This is a genomic window from Candidatus Nomurabacteria bacterium, from assembly GCA_023898645.1.
Taxonomy (GTDB): domain Bacteria; phylum Patescibacteriota; class Saccharimonadia; order Saccharimonadales; family Saccharimonadaceae; genus UBA2112.
Map to the genome: position 1 here is coordinate 202,379 of CP060232.1, position 21,067 is coordinate 223,445.

A 21,067-nucleotide genomic window follows, 5' to 3' on the forward strand; every position below is an offset into this window, starting at 1 on the left:
CAAACTACTGATTTTTTGGAGTAGACGGTTCGCTAGTTGTTTCTTGCACGGTTTCAAGTTGTCCTGTTTGTTGAAGTGTTGATTTGATTTCATTCGCTGATGATTTTAGCTCAGTGGCTGTGTCTCCAACGGTTTTTTTGACTTCGCTTGCGCTCGATGTGATATCTTTAACGACGCCATCTCCGATGTCGGTTAATTCGTTTTTGATTGATTTTATTTCGCCTACAAAATCAGTAAATTCATCAAAAAATCCCATATAACTTTACTATAGCATGTACGCAAAGTGTCATGGGTAGCGTACTTGAGTATAGTGCACAGCCATGATTGGCACTCTGGTTGCACGAGTGCTAAACATACGCTATAATTACAGCATGACAGAGCGTCAAATGCAGATACTTGCAGCGATCATAGAACAGTATGCCGAGGTGGCTTCACCGGTCGGCAGCGTGACGCTAGCTAAGCTTTTTGGTGTTTCCAGCGCGACTATTCGTTCCGAAATGGCAAAGCTAGAGGAATTCGGGTTTATCACACAGCCGCACACAAGTGCAGGTCGTATACCGACAGACAAAGGTTATCGATTTTACGTGAATACTATTAATGAAGCGCAGATTAATGAAGTGCCGCAGCTCGATCGCAGTGCGAGAGCGATTGAGGCGCGAGTGAATACGCACAGTGACCGTGCTGATCGCGCAATCCGCAGTGCCGTTGATAGTCTTGTTGAACTAACGCAAAATCTTGGACTTGCCACCATTGGTGACGAGCTTTATTTGAGTGGTATAGGCAATCTTTTTAGTCAGCCGGAATTTATGCAGGGCGACCATGTGCAGGCCGTCGCTCGCTTGCTCGACAATTTGGAACCATGGCTACGCGAGGCTGCGCCAAACGAGCCACTGAATGTATACATAGGAAGCGAAAACCCAATAGGAAAGACAAGCGGAGCTTCTCTAATTATCAGCCGTTTTCGTTCACCGTATAGCGACAATAGTTATATAGGTGTTTTAGGGCCAACGCGCCAAAGCTACGGCAAAGTAATGCGGCTGGTGCGGCATGCAGGCGCCATGCTAGAAGAAGTTTTGTAAGTTAGGAGATGGTAGATGGTAAAAGGTAAAAAACAGCAGCAGTCGGACGATAACTCGCAAGACGATGTGAATATCCACGAAGAATTAGCTCAGGAAGTTGCTGAACTTACGATGGATCTGCAACGAACTCGAGCAGATTTTGAAAATTACCGCAAACGAGTGGAGCAAGAAAAACAAATGGCTCGTATGTCTGGCGAAGCCTCGGCTGTATTGCGACTGCTCCCGGTTATCGACAACATCGAACGCGCTATCGTACATATTCCAGCTGAACTTACTGATAACAAATGGGCTCAGGGTGTTGCGGGACTCGCAAAAAATCTTGATAAGTCGCTCGAAAGCATGAACTTAAAACGTATCGAGGCAAAGCCTGGTACTCCATTTGATCCGGAGCTTCACGAAGCTATCCAGTTTGATGAAGAAGCCGAAGGTGAGCAAGAAATCATAGCCGAAGAGCTTCAGGCAGGCTATTTACTCAATGGCCAACCGATTCGTCATGCAATGGTAAAAGTCACCCGCAGGTGACTTTTATAAATCAAAGCGCCTACAGTGTAAGCTTTTTGCCGGCTCTATGATTCTGTTTCTTGTTTTTTGCGAAACTTTACGGTTACCGATGCTATAACCACAACGACGATTGCTATCGCCAAAGGAACTATGATAGTAAAGCTTGCGCTATCGATTGATTGCATAAATAACCCTGTATTCGGTGCTCCGACAGTTTGGCCGTTACATAGACCAAAATCGCCGGCGCCGTATGCGCTGTTGTCGCTTCCGATACAGTTATATGATGTTGCCATATTTTTTTGACTCTCCTATTGCCATACTATCATAAACAATATACTATGGAAGAGTTAAAACAATAAGTGAGGGAGTGTAGGGAGCCATGTTTGGAATAGGGACACCTGAATTAATCATTATCCTGCTGATCGTCCTGTTGTTGGTCGGTGGAAAAAAACTGCCAGAACTAGCACGTAGCGTAGGCCAGTCAATGCAAGAACTGCGCAAGGGCATGAGTGATGGGTCAAAGAAAACAACAACACGATCTAGCGAAGAAGCAGAAGAAGCCTAGTACGCCTAACAAAAACCTGACGTTTTTGGAGCATATTTACGAGCTTCGAACACGTTTGTTTTGGGTGGTATTTGCGCTTGTTGTCGCATCGGCAATAGGCTTCCAGTTTAAGGATCAATTGATTAGTTTGGTCATGGCACCGCTCCATGGCCAAAAGCTAATTTATTTGACTCCTGGTGGTGGGTTTAGCTTTATTTTCACCATTAGCATTTATTTCGGTGCTCTTTTGTGTATTCCGATCGCTGTTTATCATATGTATCGCTTTATGGAGCCGTTATTGGGTGGTACTTCGCGAAAAGTCGTTGCGGCATTTATAATTATTTCTGCTTTTCTGGCGACAGCAGGCGCTTCGTTTGGCTATTTTGTAACCGTTCCTGCGGCCATAGATTTTTTGGCAACATTTGCCGGCAATGCCGTGGTGCCAAGCCTTACGGCGGAGTCGTATCTTAGTTTTGTGGTTACATACATATTCGGCCTTGCAGCATTATTCCAAATTCCGCTGCTTCTCTTTATTTTCGATTATGTACGACCATTGCCGCCAAAGGCACTACTGTCGGCTCAGAGATACGTTATTATAGCCGCTACAGTTTTGGCGGCGATCATCACGCCTACCCCAGATGCTTTGAATATGGCCATTGTTGCCATACCTATTATTGCCGTGTATGAAGTAGGCGCAATCGCTGTGTATATTCGACACCGCGTAGGAGGAAAACGCTATGTTGTTGGGCGGAATACTTTGGATGGCGACGAACCACTAACCGCCATTATTGAAGAGCTCGAACGATCACATTCCGAAAAAGAGCAGGTGAGGCAGCCGGACTTTGAGGAAGACATGGAATTTGCTTTTGACGATGAACTTGATGTATTTGCCGACGAAGCGTACGAACCAGTTGCACCCGCCGCTGAATTAAACGAAACGAAGCCAGTGGTGGCTACTGCAAACGTTGCGCCAGTGCAAATAGTATCTTCGCCTGTTCGTCGCAGCGCGATGGATGGCATGGTGCGTGGCCGAGCTCAACCTGTCGCAATTCGGCCCCCTGCAAGAAACGTACAACCTGCGCGCATGCCGCAGCGACCAACCATACAGTCTCGACCTATGCGTTCTGTGGACGGTTTTTCGATGATGAGTCGGGCGTAAATTATTGACAGTCAAACATGAGCGTGATTGAATAAGCTTATACATTAAACAAAAATAAAAGTATCAACGAATAAAGGAAAGCAATGCAACCGATAAAGACGCAAGTGAGTGATTTGCTAAACAAGCAAATGGACCGACAGGATTTTTTGAAACATGTCGGAATTGGCTTAATTGCGATTACTGGGCTAAGCAGCGCACTTCGTTTTCTGTCTATTCAACAGCACAAAGTTGAAGGTGGGTACGGTAGCGCCGCATACGGTGGCAGCGAAGACGGCAACTCGAGTCGTTTGTAATACGGTTTCGTACAATAAGCACAGCTGCCAAAGCGAATATTGGCAGCTGTTTGATTCGTGCACGTAAAAGCTCTACACTGAAATGCAATGTTTGGAGACAATGTTTAAAATGACGATACAAAAAATAGCGGTTGCACTTATCTTTTCTGTTGCGTCGACGCTTGCGTCGGTGCCATCAGTCGCCACCGCTGCAGGTGTGGGATACGGACTCTCGGTTTCGCCGCCGCGACAAACACTTGATTTGGCTGCAGGGTCGACGAAAACGGCGTTTTTTACCGTTAAAAACGCTACCGACAAGTCAATGGTAGTAGATTTGAGCGTAAAAGAATTTTCGGTGAGTGATAAAACGTACGACTACGTTTTTAGCAAACCCGAACACGAATGGGTAAAGACGCGGCTCGAGCAACTAACATTGCAACCAAATCATGCCGCGAAAATCATCTATGACGTAACAGTCCCTGAAAGAGCAAAACCGGGCGGGTACTATTTTGCACTTTTTGCGAGCACAAAAGTCAATGGCGCCGCCTTGCCCGGTACGGAACAAGTAGCAACGTTGCTCTATGTTACTGTCGACGGCAAGCTTGTGCGCACGAGTGTATTGCAAAATGATTCCGTGCCGTGGTTTGTTATGGGAGACGAAATTCCGTATAAATTTAGCGTGAAAGACACGGGCAACGTGTATTTCACGGCGTATTTTTACGGAAAGGTGAACGGACTTTTTGTCGACCAGCCTGCCTCTGGCACGAGCCATATAGTAATGCCCGGCGCAACGCGAACGATATCTGGTTCGGTACCCACGCCCTTTTTGCCGGGAGTCTATACGATGACCTATGGATACAAAGTAGACTTCGCAAACATTGAAATCGTTAAAACGACCTTGGTAATATTTATTCCTCCGTGGTCAATTGCCGCGTCTGTGTTCGTGCTGCTTCTTGCCTTGTGGTTGAGGCAAAGGCGATATATAAAGAAAGAGCAATCTTAGAATTAAAGATTTTTTGCGGCGACCGTGTATACAACTCCCATCGTGTAGCTGCCGGCGCCTTTTGTGATGTCGGTCAAAACACCATATGTTACATTTGTGGCATCGCCACTTGTGTAGGGGCCATTGGCATCTTTGATAAGCGCAGGAGTGGTGAGCATTCCCACGTAGTTCGATGAACCGTCGGTATTGTAGCCCCAAGTATTTACTGTTAACGCGCTCGGACTGCCATTGTTGCTCGTTGGTATTACGTAGGTTCCGTTTGTCATGTCTGTACTGTTTGGACAATACACGTATAGTCGATACCCAACAACGTCGTTGGTAGTGACTGTTACTGTATGCGATGCCGAACCGGAATATTGGGATCCTCCGGGCGTGAGGTTCATCGACACGTTACCTCCAAGGGAAATCGTTAAACTCGTTAATGAGCCAAAAGGAGCATTTGCGTCGAATACACCTTGGCCAAATGGTGAAGCGTGTACGGGGAATTGCATCATGATACTGCCGGCTGTCATGAGCCCTGCCAAAAAGATGTGAGTTTTAGTTACCGTAAAGCGCATCATTACTAGTAACTATACTATATCTGTACTATACTTATGCTTGTGAAGCGCGTCCACAAGGCGCTCAAACTGCGCCACCACAAACACACAGGAAAATTTCTCCATCACCGCCACACGTCTTATCGGGTATTGTTTTTTTTGATGCTTATGCCCATTGGTATGTTGGCGCTGGTTGGGCAATTGGTGAGAGCAAGCGACTATGAAGTCACGGCATCTGTGCCTGCCACAATTCCAAGAATCGCCCCAGTCATTACTTCTCCGGCGAGCGGGCTAACAACGACAAACAGTCAGATCACCGTGCGAGGTACGTGCCCATTGGGGCACGTCGCAGGAATCGTAGCAATATACGAAGGAAAGAAATTATTAGGCGCACAGCCATGTACTGCAGACGGCACGTTCTCGGTACCAATTACATTGTCTTACGGTCATCATGTGCTTGTCGCTACCGTAATGGCAATTACAAAAGAAGTTGGTTTGAGTAGTAGCCCTCTGATTGTTACGCGCGAACATCCTTTTTCACTTACTATCAATACCCCACTTGAGCCAACGCCAATAATAATAAAAACTGACGATCCGTTTATCATTATCGGATCAGATGGTAACGCAACGTGGAAGGGAAGTTTCAAAGGGGGTACTCGTCCTTATGAAGTCACGGTGGACTGGGGAGACGGCAGTACGAGTAAATATATTGGGGCGGATACGTCTGAGCAGGTGTTTAGCCATCACTATGCAAAGCAACAGGCATATACTGTCATTATTAAAGCCAGCGACGCTAAGCACAACTCAGTCACCCTATATAGCGTTGCGTTAACACAAGGTTTGCAGCAGGTAGCAGTGGTAGAGGGCGGCATGTGGACAATTTCGCCATCGCTAGAAACTGTGCAGCGGTATCTTATCTATACGTATGTCATTACCTTATCGAGCCTGATGTTTATGTGGTATTTGCAGCATGGTCGATTGCTGGTGTGGTCGGTGGTCCGCAACAAAAGACACGTCCGGCATCGTCGACCTCGGTCACACTAATGCATTGTGCTTGTGTTATGACACCGCTTACGTTATACTGGCACCAAAGTTATATGTACATTCATGCTGAAAGAGAAAACCGGGCGTATCTCGATGAGAATTAACCTGCATAGCATCAAAAAAATACACGTCGCAGTAGCTGCGTTGTTTGTTTTTAGTGTCGTAGTTTCTCCACTTGTTGCGCGCAATGTCTTTGCAGCAGCCACGCAATCATTCGTACGGTTTGATCGTATGAAAATAAGCACGGCTACCACTGGTACTGTGTGCTTTATGTCGGCAACCACGGCAACTGAAGCAACCGTAAAAGTAACGTTCCCTACAGGATATACGCTGAGCGGTACTTTAGGAGATTGGACTGTCGATACGACCAACCTCGCGTGGCCAGCTGGCGGTACGGCATGGCCGAGTATCAATACCGCCACAAATGTTACTGGCCAAGTGGTTACATTCCCGAGTGGCGATTTGACTGTCGGCACCCTCTACTGCTTTAACTGGACAAACTCCGCTGCGGTACAAACCAAGTCGAGTGCTACAAGCTCGAACACTGGCCAGATCGACACATACGATAGCGGCCCAGCTCTTATTGACACGGCGCCTTATTCTACGGCAACGATTACCGACGATCAGATTGTCGTTACCGCGACCATCCCGACTACGTTTTCGTTTGCTTTGAGCGGAAACACCGATGCCCTCGGTACCATTACGACTGCCGCTGTTGCATCGAGCCCAACTCCTCGCACGGTGACAATTGACACGAATGCATTTAACGGCTGGATGGTATGGGCAAAAGATTCGAACGCCGGCCTAAAATCAGTGAACGCCGGCAACTATCTTATTGGGTCTACAACCCCAGGTTCGAATAGTACGCTGTCGGCTGGCACTGAGGGCTACAACACAGGTGTCACTCAATCACAGGTTGGCGGTGCCGGTACAATTAGTGTGGCAGCTGCCTTTGTGGGCGGTCTTGCTGGTAAGGGTGGTGGGCTCGACACATCACTACGTACATTGGCATCATCAGACGGTACTGCCGATACTGCAGTTTTGACTCTTACGAACAACGCAGCTATCAAGGGAACTACTCCAGCAGCTTCAGACTACACCGATACGATTACCGTTATCGGTGCAGGATTGTTCTAAAAGTTTACGGTTTCTAGCTTGTGTACATTGGCTAGATGTATAATGAGATTAATGATTTTAAAGAGGGGTAGCAGATTGTATTTTCTGATTGGCTTGTTGCCAGTCATGATTGGTGTGCTCGCCATGGCTCCACTCAGTGTATATGCCGCCAAAACACCTTCCGATTTTTCACTGTTGGTGACGCCGTCTCCGATTGTGGCAACTTTGAAGCCCGGCGAATCGAGAGATCTAGAGCTCAAAATACGCAATGGCTCTACAGGCACCGAGGCATTAAAGATAGTGCCTCGAAGGTTCACTATAAATGACAAAACTGGGCAGGTATTAATAGACGACAAAACTGCTCCAGATATTGCACAGTGGATACGTTTTAGCAAACCGACATTCACTGTAGAGTCAGGGGAGTGGATGACCGAAAAAATCCATATTGCGTTACCCAAAAACACAGGATTCAGCTACTCATTCGTGTTGCTTATTCAAAGAGCGCAGGATACAACTGTCATAGAATCGGGCCGATTAATTAAAGGTTCGGTCGCGGTGTTTACTCTTATAAATGTAGATCGTCCTGGCGCTGTGCGTAGCCTGACGGTAGAGAAATTCGTGGCGTCGCAATCAATGTACGAATATTTGCCTGCCTCGCTAACAATGCAGTTTAGGAATAACGGTAACACGATCATTCAACCGTTTGGCAATATTTTTATTCAACGAGGCAGCAATGATGCGTCGCCGATTGCAACCCTCCCAGTCAATAACCAAGCCGGATATATTTTGCCAGGGAGTAATCGAGTGCTAACGGCCCAATGGTCAGGCGGTTTTCCTTTATTTAAAGCAACAACCGCTTCCGATGGTAGTCAAAAAACGAGCGAAGAGTGGGACTGGTCAAAATTGTCTCAATTTCGTATAGGTGCTTACACGGCAAAGCTAGTGGCAGTATACAACGATGGGTTGCGCGACGTTGCTATTCAAAAAGAAACCTCATTTTGGGTGTTGCCATGGAAAATATTGTTAGGAGCGGTGGCCGTAATAGCAATTCTTTTATTGGGAGTGTGGAGTATTATCCGCAGGATATTCAAACTATTTAGGCGACCCAAACGCAGCGAGCAAAAACCAGAAGAGTAACATTGTGATACCGCTAATGCTCTGCTATACTAGTAAGCACTAGGGGATTAATGGTGTGAAAGAAACAAAAGAACTGACAAGTGAGCTGTTTGCAAAGGAAATGACCCGCAAGGAATTCGTGCAGCTTGCAGGTATGGCAATCATCGCTTTGTTTGGCGTTAATAATTTTCTTTCGTTTCTTCTTAAGAGCGGTGGCAAGGCTATGCATTCCAATGCACAAGCCGGTCGTGGCTTTGGTTCGAGCAAATTCGGGGTATAAAACCGTAATTACACATTGCTCTCACGCTTTCGCGAGGGTATACTAAACACAGACCTTCGAATAGGGGGTCAATTCACGTATCAATAACTGAACAAAGGGGTTAATGAAACAGCGTACACCACTGTTTTACATTAAGCGTACCCGTACAGCTTCTCTGTGCACCCCTGTTCAAACGATCTGGCCGATTGCAATCGGTCTTGCTCAGTTTGGCTACGGGTTAGGAGCTAGGAGTTGGGAGTTAGGAGTTAGTGGGGTCATCTCTTGGCTCGTTGCTATTATTTACCAAATCCCAATCACTATTTCCCATCTCCCAATTGACCTCCAAAGGAGGGCACCGTAATGCCTACTCCGCAACGCCTCCCCATAGTCAACTCCGACGACGGTGTTTGGGGTGATATTCTTCGCCAATACCTTGCGAAGGAGCACTTCAACGACGATACCGACAATGCCATCAACGGCGGTCACCAAAAAATCACCATCCAGCCGGGCACCGCAGCGGCAGGTACCGCTCCGCTCAAGTTCACCAGCGGTACCCTGCTCACCACTCCCGAAGCCGGAGCCATGGAGTTTGCCGGCGATAACTACTACCTTACGGACACGTCTGGCCCGACTCGCCGCAAGATTGCCGCCTACGACGACACCTCTGGTGCCACCGGCGATATCTACTACCGCAATTCGTCTGGCTACTTCACACGACTCGGCATTGGTTCTACTGGCAACGTTCTTACTGTTGCCGGAGGTATCCCATCGTGGTCTTCTTCTATTAGCAACACGAGTACCATCACTCTCAAAGACACAAACTTCACCCTGCAAGATGACGGCGATACCACAAAGCAGCTCAAGTTTGAACTCACTGGCATCGCTACTGGCACTACTCGAACGTGGTCATTCCCCAACGCCGACTCGGCCTTTGTTGGTACCAATACGGCGCAGACGCTGACAAATAAGACGATCCAGGCCCCGACAATCACCGATTCCAACGGTGCGACGGTTCTTAACACGAGCGGGTCAGCTAGCGCAGTCAATTACATCACTCTGTCGAACTCAGCTACCACTTCTTCTGTCGGTATTTCGGCGACAGGTTCTGATACGAATTTGTCGCTGTCAGTTTATACAAAAGGAACTGGCGCAGTTATTCTACGTTCCGCACAGAATGGGATAGCTTTCCAAGCCGCCTCGCCTAGTGCATCGTCGGTGAACTACATTCAAGCACTGGGTGCTGTCTCTGGTTCTTCCCCAACGTTTCAGGCAGTAGGGTCTGATACAAATATTAACCTCGTCATGTCCACTAAGGGCACAGGGGTTGTTTTATTGTACACAGGCAGCAATATCGCCTTTAGGGCATGGGCACCAACTTCGTCCGTAAACTATATTCAGGCGAACGGTTCCACTACTGGTGTGGTGCCGTCGTTGACTGCTGGTGGCACAGATACGAATGTTGGTATTAATCTTATTCCAAAGGGAACAGGTACAGTTCAGGCCAATGGTGTTGATGTTGTCACGACGACTGACACACAAACCCTCACGAACAAAACCCTCACCAGCCCGAAGGTTAATACGGTTTACGATACCAACGGTAATACGGTGTTGAATTTTACTGCCAACGCGAGCGCAGTCAACTACGTTAATATTGCCAATAGGGCGACGACCGCAGGTCCAATAATTAAATCTGCAGGGTCAGATACAAATATCGACTTGATTCTATCGTCAAAGGGCACAAGCTTTATCTACCTGACCCCTGGTGGCAGTAACGCTCTATTGCTTAATACTGCAGCTAGTGCGGTGAACTACGTTCAAATTGTCGGCCAGTCTACGGGTAATGGTCCGCAGATTTTGGCTATGGGCGCAGATACCAATATTCACCTAACCCTTTCCGCCAAAGGAACTGGTGTAGTCAAGGCCAATGGTATCGAAGTTGCCACCATCACAGGTACGCAAACACTGACAAATAAAACCCTTACCACGCCAATAATTGATCAAATAAAAGACACAACTACGTCGAATGTTGTGGCTGAATTTACTAGTGAAGCAAGCGCGGTAAACTATTTGCGATTGCGAAGCAGGGCAATTGGTGTTGCACCAAGCATTGTTGCTGTCGGAGCAGAATCAAATATCGGTATCACTTTCACGCCTCAGGGCAACGGCGCTGTTTCGATCTATGCAGCCACAGGGCAAACTCCTACGCTTCAAGCTACGGGCGTCGATACGAATCATGACTTGAAACTCCTCGCCAAGGGTTCGGGTACGGTGCGCATGGGAAGTAGCGTAACAGTACCAAACGGCAATTTAACGACGTTGTATAACACTGCCGATGAAACAACAAATTATGAGAAGGTAAGTATACGCTACAATTCCAATGTCGCCGAAATCGGTGGCTATGTGGCTGGTACGGGTGTACATCGTGATCTTCGTATTGGTATTAATAACTCTACGTACAATCCAACAAATCTTTATAGTTATGCGCAATTTTCAGTAAGCAGTACGCGTATAGCTCTGCGTTGGGAAACTTCGGCTAGCGGTCTCAAGATGGTTAGCGTAGGCGGAGGTACCGACTCTCTTGCCTCCGCAAGCACCATTCAAAATGTCTTGGCCATTGAGCCTACTGTTAATCAGTCTGGCACGGCTGGATATACAGGGCTCCTCATAAACCCTACCGAAACAGCCACAGGTTCCGGAACCAAACTCCTCATCGACGCACAGGTCGGTGGCGTATCGAAGTTCTCGGTAGACAATACTGGTGTGGTCACTATGGCAGCTGTCGGCACAGGCGCTGGGTCGGTGGTGACTGTCGACGGCACGCAGACTCTCACCAACAAAACGCTCACCAGCCCTAAAATAGGTACGTTGTACGATAACAATGGTGCTATATGGCTTAGTGTTACGCCGACTGCTTCAGCTGTAAATTACGTAAGTGTTATCAACGCAGCAACAGGAGGACAGCCATATGTGACGGCTGTTGGTGCTGATACAAATATTAGTCTTTCACTACGCCCAAAGGGTACAGGAAGCACTATTATACGAAGTGGCATCGATAGTGCCTCTGTCGCTATTTTTACAGGCGTGACATCAGGAGTAAATAGAATCGACTTCACTGGTGCGGCAACTGGTAATGGTGTTTCAATAGCCGCTAACGGTTCAGATACCAATGTTGACTTACTGCTCACTGGTAAGGGAACTGGTGCAGTCAAAGCAAACGGAGTTGAGGTAGCGACAATCAGCGGAACGCAAACTCTCACGAACAAGACGATATCTGGCGCATCGAACACTCTATCGAACATCGCCCAATCATCAGTCACGAGCCTGACGACAGACCTCGCCAACAGAGCCCAGATTACCGCCTATAACTCTGCAAATGAATTGAAAACAGTGACACTCAACACCAACCCCGAGAGCGCTTGGTATACGTTTGAGCCGAATTATACTTCGGATCTCACATACAACTTGTTCCGCGGCGGTGCGGTAGACGTACAAAAGAACGGCTCTCCATTCAATACCTATGGTGCTGGCACTGGATTTTATAACGTATCTGGTGTTGGTTTGGCAGCAGATGACTGGTTTAAAGCAGATACATCGTTTTGTTTAGATAATCCGACTATTGCAACCGACACGTACGTTATTACCGTTGATATAGCTCCGTCTATCTTGCAGCGATATGGCTGCTACATGGGCATTGTGTTCCCTCACGGCTGGGGCACAAAGGATGTGCAAATAGAAGTATACAAGAGTGGCTGGTCAACACTTTATACTGTAACCGACAACTCTGACCCGGTGCATCGTGTCTACTTTGGCGGTGACAGTACAACCTACACAAAGATACGCTACACCCTGGGGCGCCCATGGGGGGCACAGGTACGTATTAGTTCGCTATTTTCATATGCTTACAACAGTACTGGTCGAGGCGAAGGCTATCTTACTCGTGGTGGTGGTGCTATTTACGGCAGCAACTCAACACCTATCGCATTTACTGCTACCGGTAGTGATACGAATATTAGCATCAATATCGTGCCAAAGGGAACGGGAACACTCAACCAGAACGGTGTTGCTGTCGCGACAATCAGCGGAACGCAAACGCTCACGAATAAGACTCTCACAAGCCCGAAGATTGGTGAGATTTACGGAAGTAATAATGGAACTACCGTTGCCCAATTTAAAGATGACACGACTGTAGCGAATTACATAACGATAAAAAGCTATGCAACAGGTGGAACCCCAGCTATCCAGCTTGGCGCTAGCGCTGATACAAACGTCGGTCTAACTATAGTTCCAAAAGGGTCCGGAAAAGTTTCAATTTATTCCACGACGGGTCAAACACCGACACTTCAAGGTACAGGTGCTGACGCCAATCACAATTTGAACCTAACTTCCAAAGGCACTGGCACTGTCCAGGCTAATGGCAACCCTGTCATCGCATCCGTTACTGCCATTCCTGCTGTTACCGGTACACCGTCAAGCAGCACTTTTCTTCGTGGAGATGGTACTTGGTCCACGCCAACTGGCGGCAGTGGTGGCATGCTCGCTCCTTGTCAGGGTATGACAGTTGGTTCTGAGACATTTACTATTTCATCTGGCAGCGTCACACAAGTCTCTGGCACAACAATCAACGGCTACACGCCAGCCATTGGCGACCGTATTCTTATTATTAATGCTCCTGCCACGACCGGCGTCGGTTCGTCCTACGCTACGACATTCCAGCCAACCAACGGTATTTATGTGGTCACTGGAAATACCACAAACCTGACCGTCACTCGTGCGAGCGACATGTCTGGATCGAACAAGCCAAATGGCATGAGTGTCCATGTGCAAAACGCCACGTGGCCAGGAGCGTGGACACTCTTCTTCGTTGAATATCCGAATGACGCCTCTGCATTCACCTGGGGAACGACTGGTATTTCATTCAAATATTCCGGTGGCATAGGTGGTCAGATGCAGCAAGTTTGGCTAGCAAATAACGGCCTTGGCTTTAACGTATGGAACGGTACGGGCTGGACAAAATTCAGCGCTGCAACGAACGCTGGTACGCAAACGCTGACGCTACCGGCAACGGCCACATCTGACACGCTTGTCGGTCAGGCATCGACAGACACATTGACGAATAAGACTTTGACATCTCCCAAGATTAATCAGGTTAATGATACGAATGGCAATACTTCGATTAATTTGACTGCTACTTCGAGTGCAGTAAATTACGTTAATATCACGAATACCGCTACTGGCAGCGGGCCGTCTGTCGCAGTAGCGGGTAGTGATACCAATATCGACTTGAACCTCGATACAAAGGGTAGTGGCTCTGTGTATGCCAATGGCGATATTGTCATGACATCCCAGTCGCTGTACCCGCTTTTCATGGATTCTGGCCGGTTTGAACCGTTTCCGCAAATCTTGTGTCACAACAATTGGGCATTAAATTCAGGCGATATGCCTATGACGCTCTTTACTCCGACTGCAAACATGACCGTCAGCAATATTCTTTCTATGACAGCTGGAGGCACCTCTTCGCAGTCAGGAGCGACTGCCTGTAAAGTCGCTATTTTCCGGGTGGATGATCTTGGTGTGTGGCCGGCCGATATGACATGTATTGCTCGCTCAGCAAATAAGGCAGATAGGTGGAATGGTGCTCTGCTCGATACCGCTCCGATTGTCGACGACGGTGCAGCGTCGCCGAATTCTATATCATCGGTAAACCTTACTGCCGGTCAGATGTACGCAGTTGGATTTATGTCGGTTGGTCATACGGGGAGCATACAACTCGCTGCTATGGGGGTTTATCGCCCGTGGACTCTTGAGCCGCACATTGGTTACTTTGGTGATGGTAGCTATTCGGATATTCCGGTAAATCTCACGGGTGGCTGGATAGAAGAGTGGACTTATGTGTGGTTTGGTCTGACGTAAAATAATCGTTTTTCATTATTCTCAATTTCACTCAATAATAATTAGCACTCTTGACATCCGAGTGCTAATTTTTTACACTCAAAGTATTGGCAATCTACATGGTAGAGTGCTAGAATAGAATAAGAATAACAGTACAAAATATCTTAAGGGAAAGGGTATATATTATGGGAAAAATTATCGGAATCGACCTCGGTACTACTAACTCTGCTATGGCATACATGGTTGCTGGCAAGCCAGAAGTTATCGCAAATGCCGAGGGCAACCGTACAACTCCAAGTGTTGTAGCTATCAACAAAAAGGGCGATCGTTTGGTCGGTCAGGTGGCTCAGCGTCAGCGCGTGACCAACGCCGAAAACACTATCTATGGTGTGAAGCGACTCATCGGTCGTAAGTTTAGCGACAAAGAAGTCCAAAAAGATCATGACATCATGCCATATGCAATCGTCAAAAAGGGCGATGGCGTAGCGGTCAAGATGGGCGACAAGGACTACACACCAGAAGAAGTCAGTGCGATGATCTTGAGCAAGCTCAAGGCAGACGCCGAAGCATTTCTAGGCGAAAAAGTCACCGAAGCGGTTATTACCGTTCCTGCGTACTTCGATGACTCACAGCGTCAAGCAACCAAAGACGCTGGTAAGATTGCTGGCCTAGAGGTCAAGCGTATCATCAATGAGCCAACTGCTGCCGCACTTGCGTATGGTCTGGAAAGCAAAAAAGACGAAAAAATTGCTGTATTTGACCTTGGTGGTGGTACGTTCGACGTATCGATCCTCGAGCTAGGTGATGGCGTGTTTGAAGTTCGCTCTACCAACGGCGATACACACCTAGGTGGTGAAGATTTCGACAACCGTATCGTCAACCATTTTATCGATGTATTCAAAAACGAAGAAGGTGTAGACCTAAAGAACGACAAGGCTGCAATGCAGCGTCTCAAAGACGAAGCCGAAAAAGCCAAAAAAGAGCTTTCGAGCACTAGTGAATATGAAGTGAACCTGCCATTCATCACAGCTGATGCCGATGGTCCAAAGCACTTCGAGTACAAACTGACTCGTGCCAAATTAGAAGAGCTAGTCAAGGACTTGATTGACCGTTTGGCTGATCCTGTCGAAAAGGCATTGAAGGATGCTGATTTGAAGGCTGGCGACATCAACGAAGTCGTCCTCGTGGGTGGTATGACTCGTATGCCTGCAGTGGTAGAGAAGGTCAAAGCTATCTTCGGCAAAGACCCGCTCAAGGGTGTGAACCCAGACGAAGTTGTGGCTGTAGGTGCAGCGATTCAGGGTGGCGTGTTGCAGGGTGATGTAAAGGACGTGTTGCTACTCGACGTGACTCCGCTCAGCCTCGGCATCGAGACTATGGGCGGTGTATCGACCAAGCTTATCGAACGCAATACAACTATCCCTACCAGCAAGTCCGAGACGTTTAGTACCGCTGCTGACAACCAGCCGCAAGTGGAAATCCATGTGCTGCAAGGTGAGCGCGAAATGGCAAGTGACAACAAATCTCTCGGCCGATTTGTGCTCGACGGTATTGCCCCAGCGCCACGTGGCGTGCCACAGATTGAAGTGACATTTAACCTCGATGCTAACGGTATCTTGAACGTGACTGCCAAAGACAAGGGTACTGGCAAAGAGCAGTCGATTACCATCCAAGACAGTGGCAACATGAGTAAAGAAGACATCGAAAAGGCGCAAAAAGAAGCCGAAATGCACGCTGATGAAGACAAGAAAAAGCGTGAAGCAGTCGATGCCCGCAACCAGCTCGAAAACGCAATTTATCAGGCGGAGAAGATGCCCGACGAATTCAAAGACAAGATTTCTGAAGACGATGTAAAGACAATCAAAGAAGCTGCCGAAGAAGCAAAGAAGGTCAAAGAAAACGCCGATGCGTCTAAAGACGAACTCGAAGCAGCAGTAAAGGCACTCAACGACAAGATTATGCCGATTGGTGCCAAGATGTATGAGCAAGCCGCTGCCGAAGAAAAGCCAGCCGAGGGCGAAGAAGGCGACAAAAAAGACGAGCCGGTCGAAGGTGAAGTCGTCGACGAAGAGAAAAAAGACGAAAAGAAAGACGAAAAGTAATTTAACATTCGCAAAAGGAGGAGCTTCGGCTCCTCTTTTTGTTATTATTGAATCATGGAAATCGACAGAATATATCCCGACGACGAAGACTTTAAGCAAGTGCTGAAATTACGTTACGAATTGCTCGATGAGCCGGTTGGCGCGCCGGAAATTACCGAGCCAAGCGACAATGATCGAAACCCTGACAATGTACACATGGTGCTTTATGGTGAGGAGAGGCGCATAGTGACGGCAGTACGTCTCGATAAATCTGGCGATGCCGAATACGTGGTGCGCCGAATGGTCGTAGCAACTGAGCAACAGCGTCGCGGACTGGGCGGGTATGCCATGGGTATACTCGAAGGTATTGTAGGAGTTATGGGCGGTCAGCGAGTACGGCTGAATTCAACACCAGAGGCCATACCGTTTTATCATGCACTTGGTTACGAAGATACTGGCGAAGGTGTCGAGTGGGCGGGTGCGTATCACCCAGAGATGATAAAAGATATTATTTCTTGACATCGAGCTCTAGAAAGATTGCTGCCCAGACCATACCTGGGTCTCCATTGTAGAGCGGCGCTGTAAACCAGCCACCGTCTGGACCTACCATTTCGGGGTACGTGCCGTGACGTTCTATCAGTTCCGAAAACTTGGCATATTCGCGTTCATACTCTGGTCGTTTATTATCTTTGAGTAGGTGTAAGTACCATGACCCAAACCATGTCCAGATGGTTGTACCGGTGTAGTTTGGCATTAAAGTCTTGCCCATGAAAGGTCGATAATAAAACTTATCAGGCTGCTGACAGTACTGTAGTGGATACGGCTCGTTGAGTTTTGCTTTGTTGATGTAGTCTAGTGTTTTGCCAAGCTTTTCTTTGTCGTCTATGACGCCTAGGTAAAACGGAATTAGGCCGCATTCTGAGCTCCAGATATCGGTTACAAAGTCGGCTTTAAAGAAATCGCCGTTCCAGTAATTGACAAGAAGTAGGTCGCGGTAATGAGTCGCCGGGTAGGGAAAGCCGTTGAGTTTTAGTTTTTCGACACAGGTTGCCATGCGAGCGATCAGTGCGATTGAGTAGGCGCTTCGGTTGTAATTGACTGCGTCGCGTAGTTCGGCGTAGCGAACTCTTTTGAGGTTACCAGTAGTACCTTCCAGCAAACCTTTGCAGTAGCCGCGTAGTTGCCGCTCCAAGAATTTACGCTCCATTTTGTTGAGTGGGTAGTCACTGACGACGATGCTGTGAAGTAGCCAAGGTAGGGCGTCGACGCTTTTCTTGGCTGGTGCGTTAAATGTGTGGCCAGACTTGTCGATGCAAAGTGTTACTTCGCCGGCTCGTTGGAAATGGTACATAGCCCACGACAACGTTTCGTGTACGTGATCTTTGTATCCGATTTTAGTGAGCGACTGCGCAACGGTGCCAAAATCACGCATCCAGAAAAAGTCGAAATGCCCCAGGCTGGTGCGGTAAAAGTCGCCCTCCCATAGCTGGTCGACGACCTGTTCGCAAATTTGCTTGGCATCACCCTCGAAGTAAAAAACAGTGCCAAAGTAACGATTGAAGATTTGTTGGTATTCGGCGCGGAGTGTACCCAGGATGCCGCCGACAGCGCGAGTAAATTTTTCCATTAGCGTAAGTATAACATGAAGTTAAAAAGAAAATGCCCCCGAACCGCGTAAACGGACAGGGGGCATTGGTGAGATTTTGGTCAGATGGAGCAAGTAACGCTACTGACAGCGGTGTGGCTTGAGACAACAACGCCGTTGACTGAGATTTTGCACGTGTACGTGACAACGCCATAGACGGGGTTTGGGTTGGTCGGCTGTGCGCTCAGGTACAAGAAACCATAGGGGCTTCTATGCACGTAGAACCATTGATGCCACGGGGTTGCGTCTACGTTGAACCAGTCGCTAGCCACAACGTTGTCTCGATTAAACGAGATGATGGTTGACCGGTTAGTCTGCACGCCGTTTGTCGTCGCGGTTACGCTCAGGTCGATTCTCGACCCGGTGATTGGCGGTCCGTCTGCAGCTGCGCTGGGAGCGAGGCCGGCGGATAAGCCAAGAACAGCAAGTAGTGACACGAGCAATCTCTTAACCATTTGTTCTCCTAAAAAGGACTCCTAGTCACAACAACGTGACTGTTATCGCGTGATATGCGACCACCATGCGGGAGCAGGGAATTTGCAGTGATTCTATAATGAAACCATCACGATTGCAAGAAAAGGCGAGTATTCAGGTGTTATACTGATGATGCTATGAAACCTCTTATTGGTATTACGGCGGAGACAATCCGAGAACAGCAGCAGTCTGAGCATCAATCTTATTATGGGCAAAAAATCAGTTATATAGATGCAGTCCGTCAGGCTGGCGGCGTACCGATGATTATACCGACGGCGTCGAGTGTGGACGATGTGCGCGACGTCTTTTATCAACTCGACGGCATATTGTTTGCCGGTGGTGATGACATATCGCCAAGGCAATATGGCGAACAATCACGATATGCGTATGGAGTCGATGAAGCTCGCGACTGGCATGAGCTAACCCTCATGGAAATGGCACTCAGAAACAGGATGCCGATTCTTGCGATTTGCCGCGGCATGCAACTTTTGAACGTAAAGCTTGGCGGCACACTTTATCAAGACATTACGCACGAAGTGCCGGGGGCAATCGATCACGACGGCCATAACTTGCAGGCAGGTATTGGACATCTTTCACACGAGTTAAGAATCGAGCATCAATCGGAGTTGGCTCGAATTTTAGGAAAGACGAGCATAATGGCGAATTCATTTCATCATCAGGCAATCAAAGACGTTGGCGAGAACCTAGTCGTGAGCGCTCGAACTAGCGATGGAATCATAGAAGCGGTAGAGGGTTCGGGTGCCGGGTATCTCATTGGAGTGCAGTCGCATCCGGAGAGAATCGTGAAAAATGAAACGTCGCGTTGGACGCGGTTATTTCGGTCGTTTGTTGAAGCAACGACTGATTAGATGACGTTTAAAGAGCGACTATACGTTTATGGGCAGACTCCCACGGTGATTGTTTTGCTTCACCATCCGAGCGATAAAACATGGATTTAACCACGGCGCAAATACCAAGCAAAACGATATAGCCAAGTGAGGTTGGTATGAGCAACGCATAAAAAATTCTTTGACGAAATGAGAGGTGAGGGTAGTGTGTGATTGCAGCAACCATCCATAGCCAGAAGCAACTCAGACAGCCAATGAGTAAAATTGGTTGGTAAAGAAAAAGAGCGAGAAAACAAGCGTATATCTGCGCAACGATGCACGCTACGAAAGCAAACCATCGAGTGATTGCGTACGTTTTCGTTCGCATGTTTTTATGATAACTTGGCCGTATTAGAATTGGGTTGAGCGGATGAGTGAGTGCAATGCCAAACCCGGCACGCGATGAAGCAAAAGGGGCGGCAGCAATGAGGCGATATGCGTGAAGCAACTGTCCGAAAGTATCTGGAAACTGGAGAACCGGCGATAGTTCAACGACGACGAGCGACCGGTCTTTTTCGAGCCGGTGAACTGCGTAATTTATCGCCGATTTTTCTAGAACGTAGTCAGACTTTAGTCTCAGTATGAGCTTGCCATTGATCGGTTGACTGAGTGGTTTTATTTCAATTTTTCGATAATCGTTGTTCCATATACTTTCCATGCATTTGTTGGACGGCGTACCGTCGACATAGATCGATACGAGGGGGAGTTTTTTGAAACGAATGCGCGGGCGGCTGCGTAATTGCGATTCAAGTCTTATTTTGCGAATGTCGTGAATTGTCATGCCTAGCAATGTCGCTCCGGTAACAAGAGCGAGTATAAAACCGATGATAGTTATGACGATAAGCTCCATTACTGCACCTTTTGGAATGAAAAAATAAATTCTGTTCGCCACTCACTGAACGCGCCGGTGCACGTTTGTACAATGAGCCGCGGTGGACCAGACGCGACGTTACTTAATATGGAAGTATCGGTCGGATTTAAGTTGTGAACTGACTGCAGTACGTAAGTAAACACGTGTTTATTGTCTGTATGAATTTCGGCGACGCTACCTATTGGCGGATGGTTGGTGCCAATTCTTCCAAGTACCGGGTAGGTTCCGTGGCCGTATATAAATGTAGCGCCCCCTTGGTCGTTTGCCGGCATGGTTGATGTCGCGAATTCAGCATGAGTCGGGCTGAGCGTCCAAGTTTTGGAAGCCTCGTCATACCTGCCCTCGTCGATTTGTAAATCGATATTTCTTGCTGGTATGACGAGACGGATAGGCTCACCAGAAATTGTGTCTGGTACCACAATGACTGGTTTAGCTGGTTTTCGATATGTTGGACTCGGTTTACTTATAGCCCATACTGGCGTACCAAATGTATGTGACGAGTACAGGACTATAGCAATCACTCCTATGGTTAAAAGATAGACGGAGGCTATGCTGCTATATAAATTGATTTTTTGCAGCATGCTTCCGCTC

The 21,067-nt window shown here is 47.8% G+C and carries 21 protein-coding genes; 14 read left to right on the top strand and 7 right to left on the bottom strand.

Going from position 1 to position 21,067, the window contains the following annotated elements:
- Positions 1-4: 4 nt before the first annotated feature.
- Positions 5-256 (bottom strand): hypothetical protein, encoded by a 252-nt coding sequence (locus tag H6797_00925; GenBank protein USN96749.1) that lies wholly within the window; start codon positions 254-256, stop codon positions 5-7.
- A gap of 115 nt (positions 257-371) precedes the next feature.
- On the opposite strand from H6797_00925, the gene H6797_00930 reads away from it, so the two are divergent.
- Complete coding sequence (locus H6797_00930; GenBank protein ID USN96750.1) at positions 372-1,079, top strand: transcriptional regulator; 708 nt, start codon at positions 372-374, stop codon at positions 1,077-1,079.
- A 15-nt stretch (positions 1,080-1,094) separates the two neighbouring features.
- On the top strand, positions 1,095-1,601 hold the full coding sequence (locus H6797_00935; GenBank protein ID USN96751.1) for a nucleotide exchange factor GrpE: 507 nt from the start codon (positions 1,095-1,097) through the stop codon (positions 1,599-1,601).
- A gap of 44 nt (positions 1,602-1,645) precedes the next feature.
- Here H6797_00935 and H6797_00940 read toward each other — a convergent pair whose 3' ends face one another.
- A complete protein-coding gene (locus H6797_00940; protein ID USN96752.1) occupies positions 1,646-1,873 on the bottom strand; it encodes a hypothetical protein in 228 nt (75 codons plus the stop codon).
- Positions 1,874-1,959: 86 nt separating this feature from the next.
- Here H6797_00940 and tatA point away from each other — a divergent pair, with 86 nt between their 5' ends.
- The 4 genes from tatA (at position 1,960) to H6797_00960 (ending at position 4,558) form a co-directional block, all read left to right on the top strand.
- Positions 1,960-2,145 carry a twin-arginine translocase TatA/TatE family subunit gene (gene tatA, locus H6797_00945; protein ID USN96753.1) on the top strand — a complete coding sequence of 62 codons (186 nt, stop codon included), beginning with the start codon at positions 1,960-1,962 and terminating at the stop codon, positions 2,143-2,145.
- Entirely contained in the window at positions 2,093-3,283 is a 1,191-nt protein-coding gene (gene tatC / locus H6797_00950; GenBank protein ID USN96754.1) for a twin-arginine translocase subunit TatC, read from the top strand. The genes tatA and tatC overlap by 53 nt, the downstream gene beginning before the upstream one ends.
- Positions 3,284-3,366: 83 nt before the next feature.
- Positions 3,367-3,576, top strand: coding sequence for a hypothetical protein (locus tag H6797_00955; protein USN96755.1), 210 nt, complete (start codon positions 3,367-3,369; stop codon positions 3,574-3,576).
- 109 nt (positions 3,577-3,685) lie between these two features.
- Positions 3,686-4,558 carry a hypothetical protein gene (locus tag H6797_00960; protein ID USN96756.1) on the top strand — a complete coding sequence of 291 codons (873 nt, stop codon included), beginning with the start codon at positions 3,686-3,688 and terminating at the stop codon, positions 4,556-4,558.
- 2 nt (positions 4,559-4,560) lie between these two features.
- On the opposite strand, the gene H6797_00965 is transcribed toward H6797_00960, so the two are convergent.
- Complete coding sequence (locus H6797_00965) at positions 4,561-5,118, bottom strand: hypothetical protein (protein USN96757.1); 558 nt, start codon at positions 5,116-5,118, stop codon at positions 4,561-4,563.
- 39 nt (positions 5,119-5,157) lie between these two features.
- Between H6797_00965 and H6797_00970 the strand changes: the two genes are divergently transcribed.
- The 7 genes from H6797_00970 to H6797_01000 all read left to right on the top strand — a co-directional run bounded on the left by H6797_00970 (position 5,158) and on the right by H6797_01000 (position 17,118).
- Positions 5,158-6,138 carry a hypothetical protein gene (locus H6797_00970; protein USN96758.1) on the top strand — a complete coding sequence of 327 codons (981 nt, stop codon included), beginning with the start codon at positions 5,158-5,160 and terminating at the stop codon, positions 6,136-6,138.
- Positions 6,139-6,201: 63 nt separating this feature from the next.
- Positions 6,202-7,275, top strand: coding sequence for a hypothetical protein (locus H6797_00975; protein USN96759.1), 1,074 nt, complete (start codon positions 6,202-6,204; stop codon positions 7,273-7,275).
- Positions 7,276-7,326: 51 nt separating this feature from the next.
- The gene (locus tag H6797_00980; protein USN96760.1) at positions 7,327-8,391 is read left to right on the top strand and encodes a hypothetical protein; all 1,065 of its coding nucleotides are present in this window, start codon (positions 7,327-7,329) and stop codon (positions 8,389-8,391) included.
- A 55-nt stretch (positions 8,392-8,446) separates the two neighbouring features.
- Positions 8,447-8,650: a hypothetical protein gene (locus tag H6797_00985; GenBank protein USN96761.1), complete on the top strand. Its 204-nt coding sequence runs from the start codon at positions 8,447-8,449 to the stop codon at positions 8,648-8,650.
- Between the two features lie 339 nt (positions 8,651-8,989).
- Positions 8,990-14,539, top strand: coding sequence for a hypothetical protein (locus H6797_00990; GenBank protein USN96762.1), 5,550 nt, complete (start codon positions 8,990-8,992; stop codon positions 14,537-14,539).
- Positions 14,540-14,703: 164 nt separating this feature from the next.
- Positions 14,704-16,620, top strand: coding sequence for a molecular chaperone DnaK (gene dnaK / locus H6797_00995; GenBank protein ID USN96763.1), 1,917 nt, complete (start codon positions 14,704-14,706; stop codon positions 16,618-16,620).
- 54 nt (positions 16,621-16,674) lie between these two features.
- Complete coding sequence (locus H6797_01000; GenBank protein ID USN96764.1) at positions 16,675-17,118, top strand: GNAT family N-acetyltransferase; 444 nt, start codon at positions 16,675-16,677, stop codon at positions 17,116-17,118.
- Here the strand turns inward: H6797_01000 and H6797_01005 are convergent.
- Both H6797_01005 and H6797_01010 read right to left on the bottom strand, forming a co-directional pair.
- Positions 17,108-18,226 (bottom strand): hypothetical protein, encoded by a 1,119-nt coding sequence (locus tag H6797_01005; protein ID USN96765.1) that lies wholly within the window; start codon positions 18,224-18,226, stop codon positions 17,108-17,110. The genes H6797_01000 and H6797_01005 overlap by 11 nt on opposite strands.
- Before the next feature lie 80 nt (positions 18,227-18,306).
- Positions 18,307-18,699, bottom strand: coding sequence for a hypothetical protein (locus tag H6797_01010; GenBank protein USN96766.1), 393 nt, complete (start codon positions 18,697-18,699; stop codon positions 18,307-18,309).
- Between the two features lie 156 nt (positions 18,700-18,855).
- On the opposite strand from H6797_01010, the gene H6797_01015 reads away from it, so the two are divergent.
- Complete coding sequence (locus H6797_01015) at positions 18,856-19,587, top strand: gamma-glutamyl-gamma-aminobutyrate hydrolase family protein (GenBank protein ID USN96767.1); 732 nt, start codon at positions 18,856-18,858, stop codon at positions 19,585-19,587.
- A 7-nt stretch (positions 19,588-19,594) separates the two neighbouring features.
- On the opposite strand, the gene H6797_01020 is transcribed toward H6797_01015, so the two are convergent.
- Positions 19,595-20,455: a hypothetical protein gene (locus H6797_01020; GenBank protein ID USN96768.1), complete on the bottom strand. Its 861-nt coding sequence runs from the start codon at positions 20,453-20,455 to the stop codon at positions 19,595-19,597.
- Positions 20,455-21,057, bottom strand: coding sequence for a sortase (locus H6797_01025; protein USN96769.1), 603 nt, complete (start codon positions 21,055-21,057; stop codon positions 20,455-20,457). The genes H6797_01020 and H6797_01025 overlap by 1 nt, the downstream gene beginning before the upstream one ends.
- Positions 21,058-21,067: the final 10 nt, after the last annotated feature.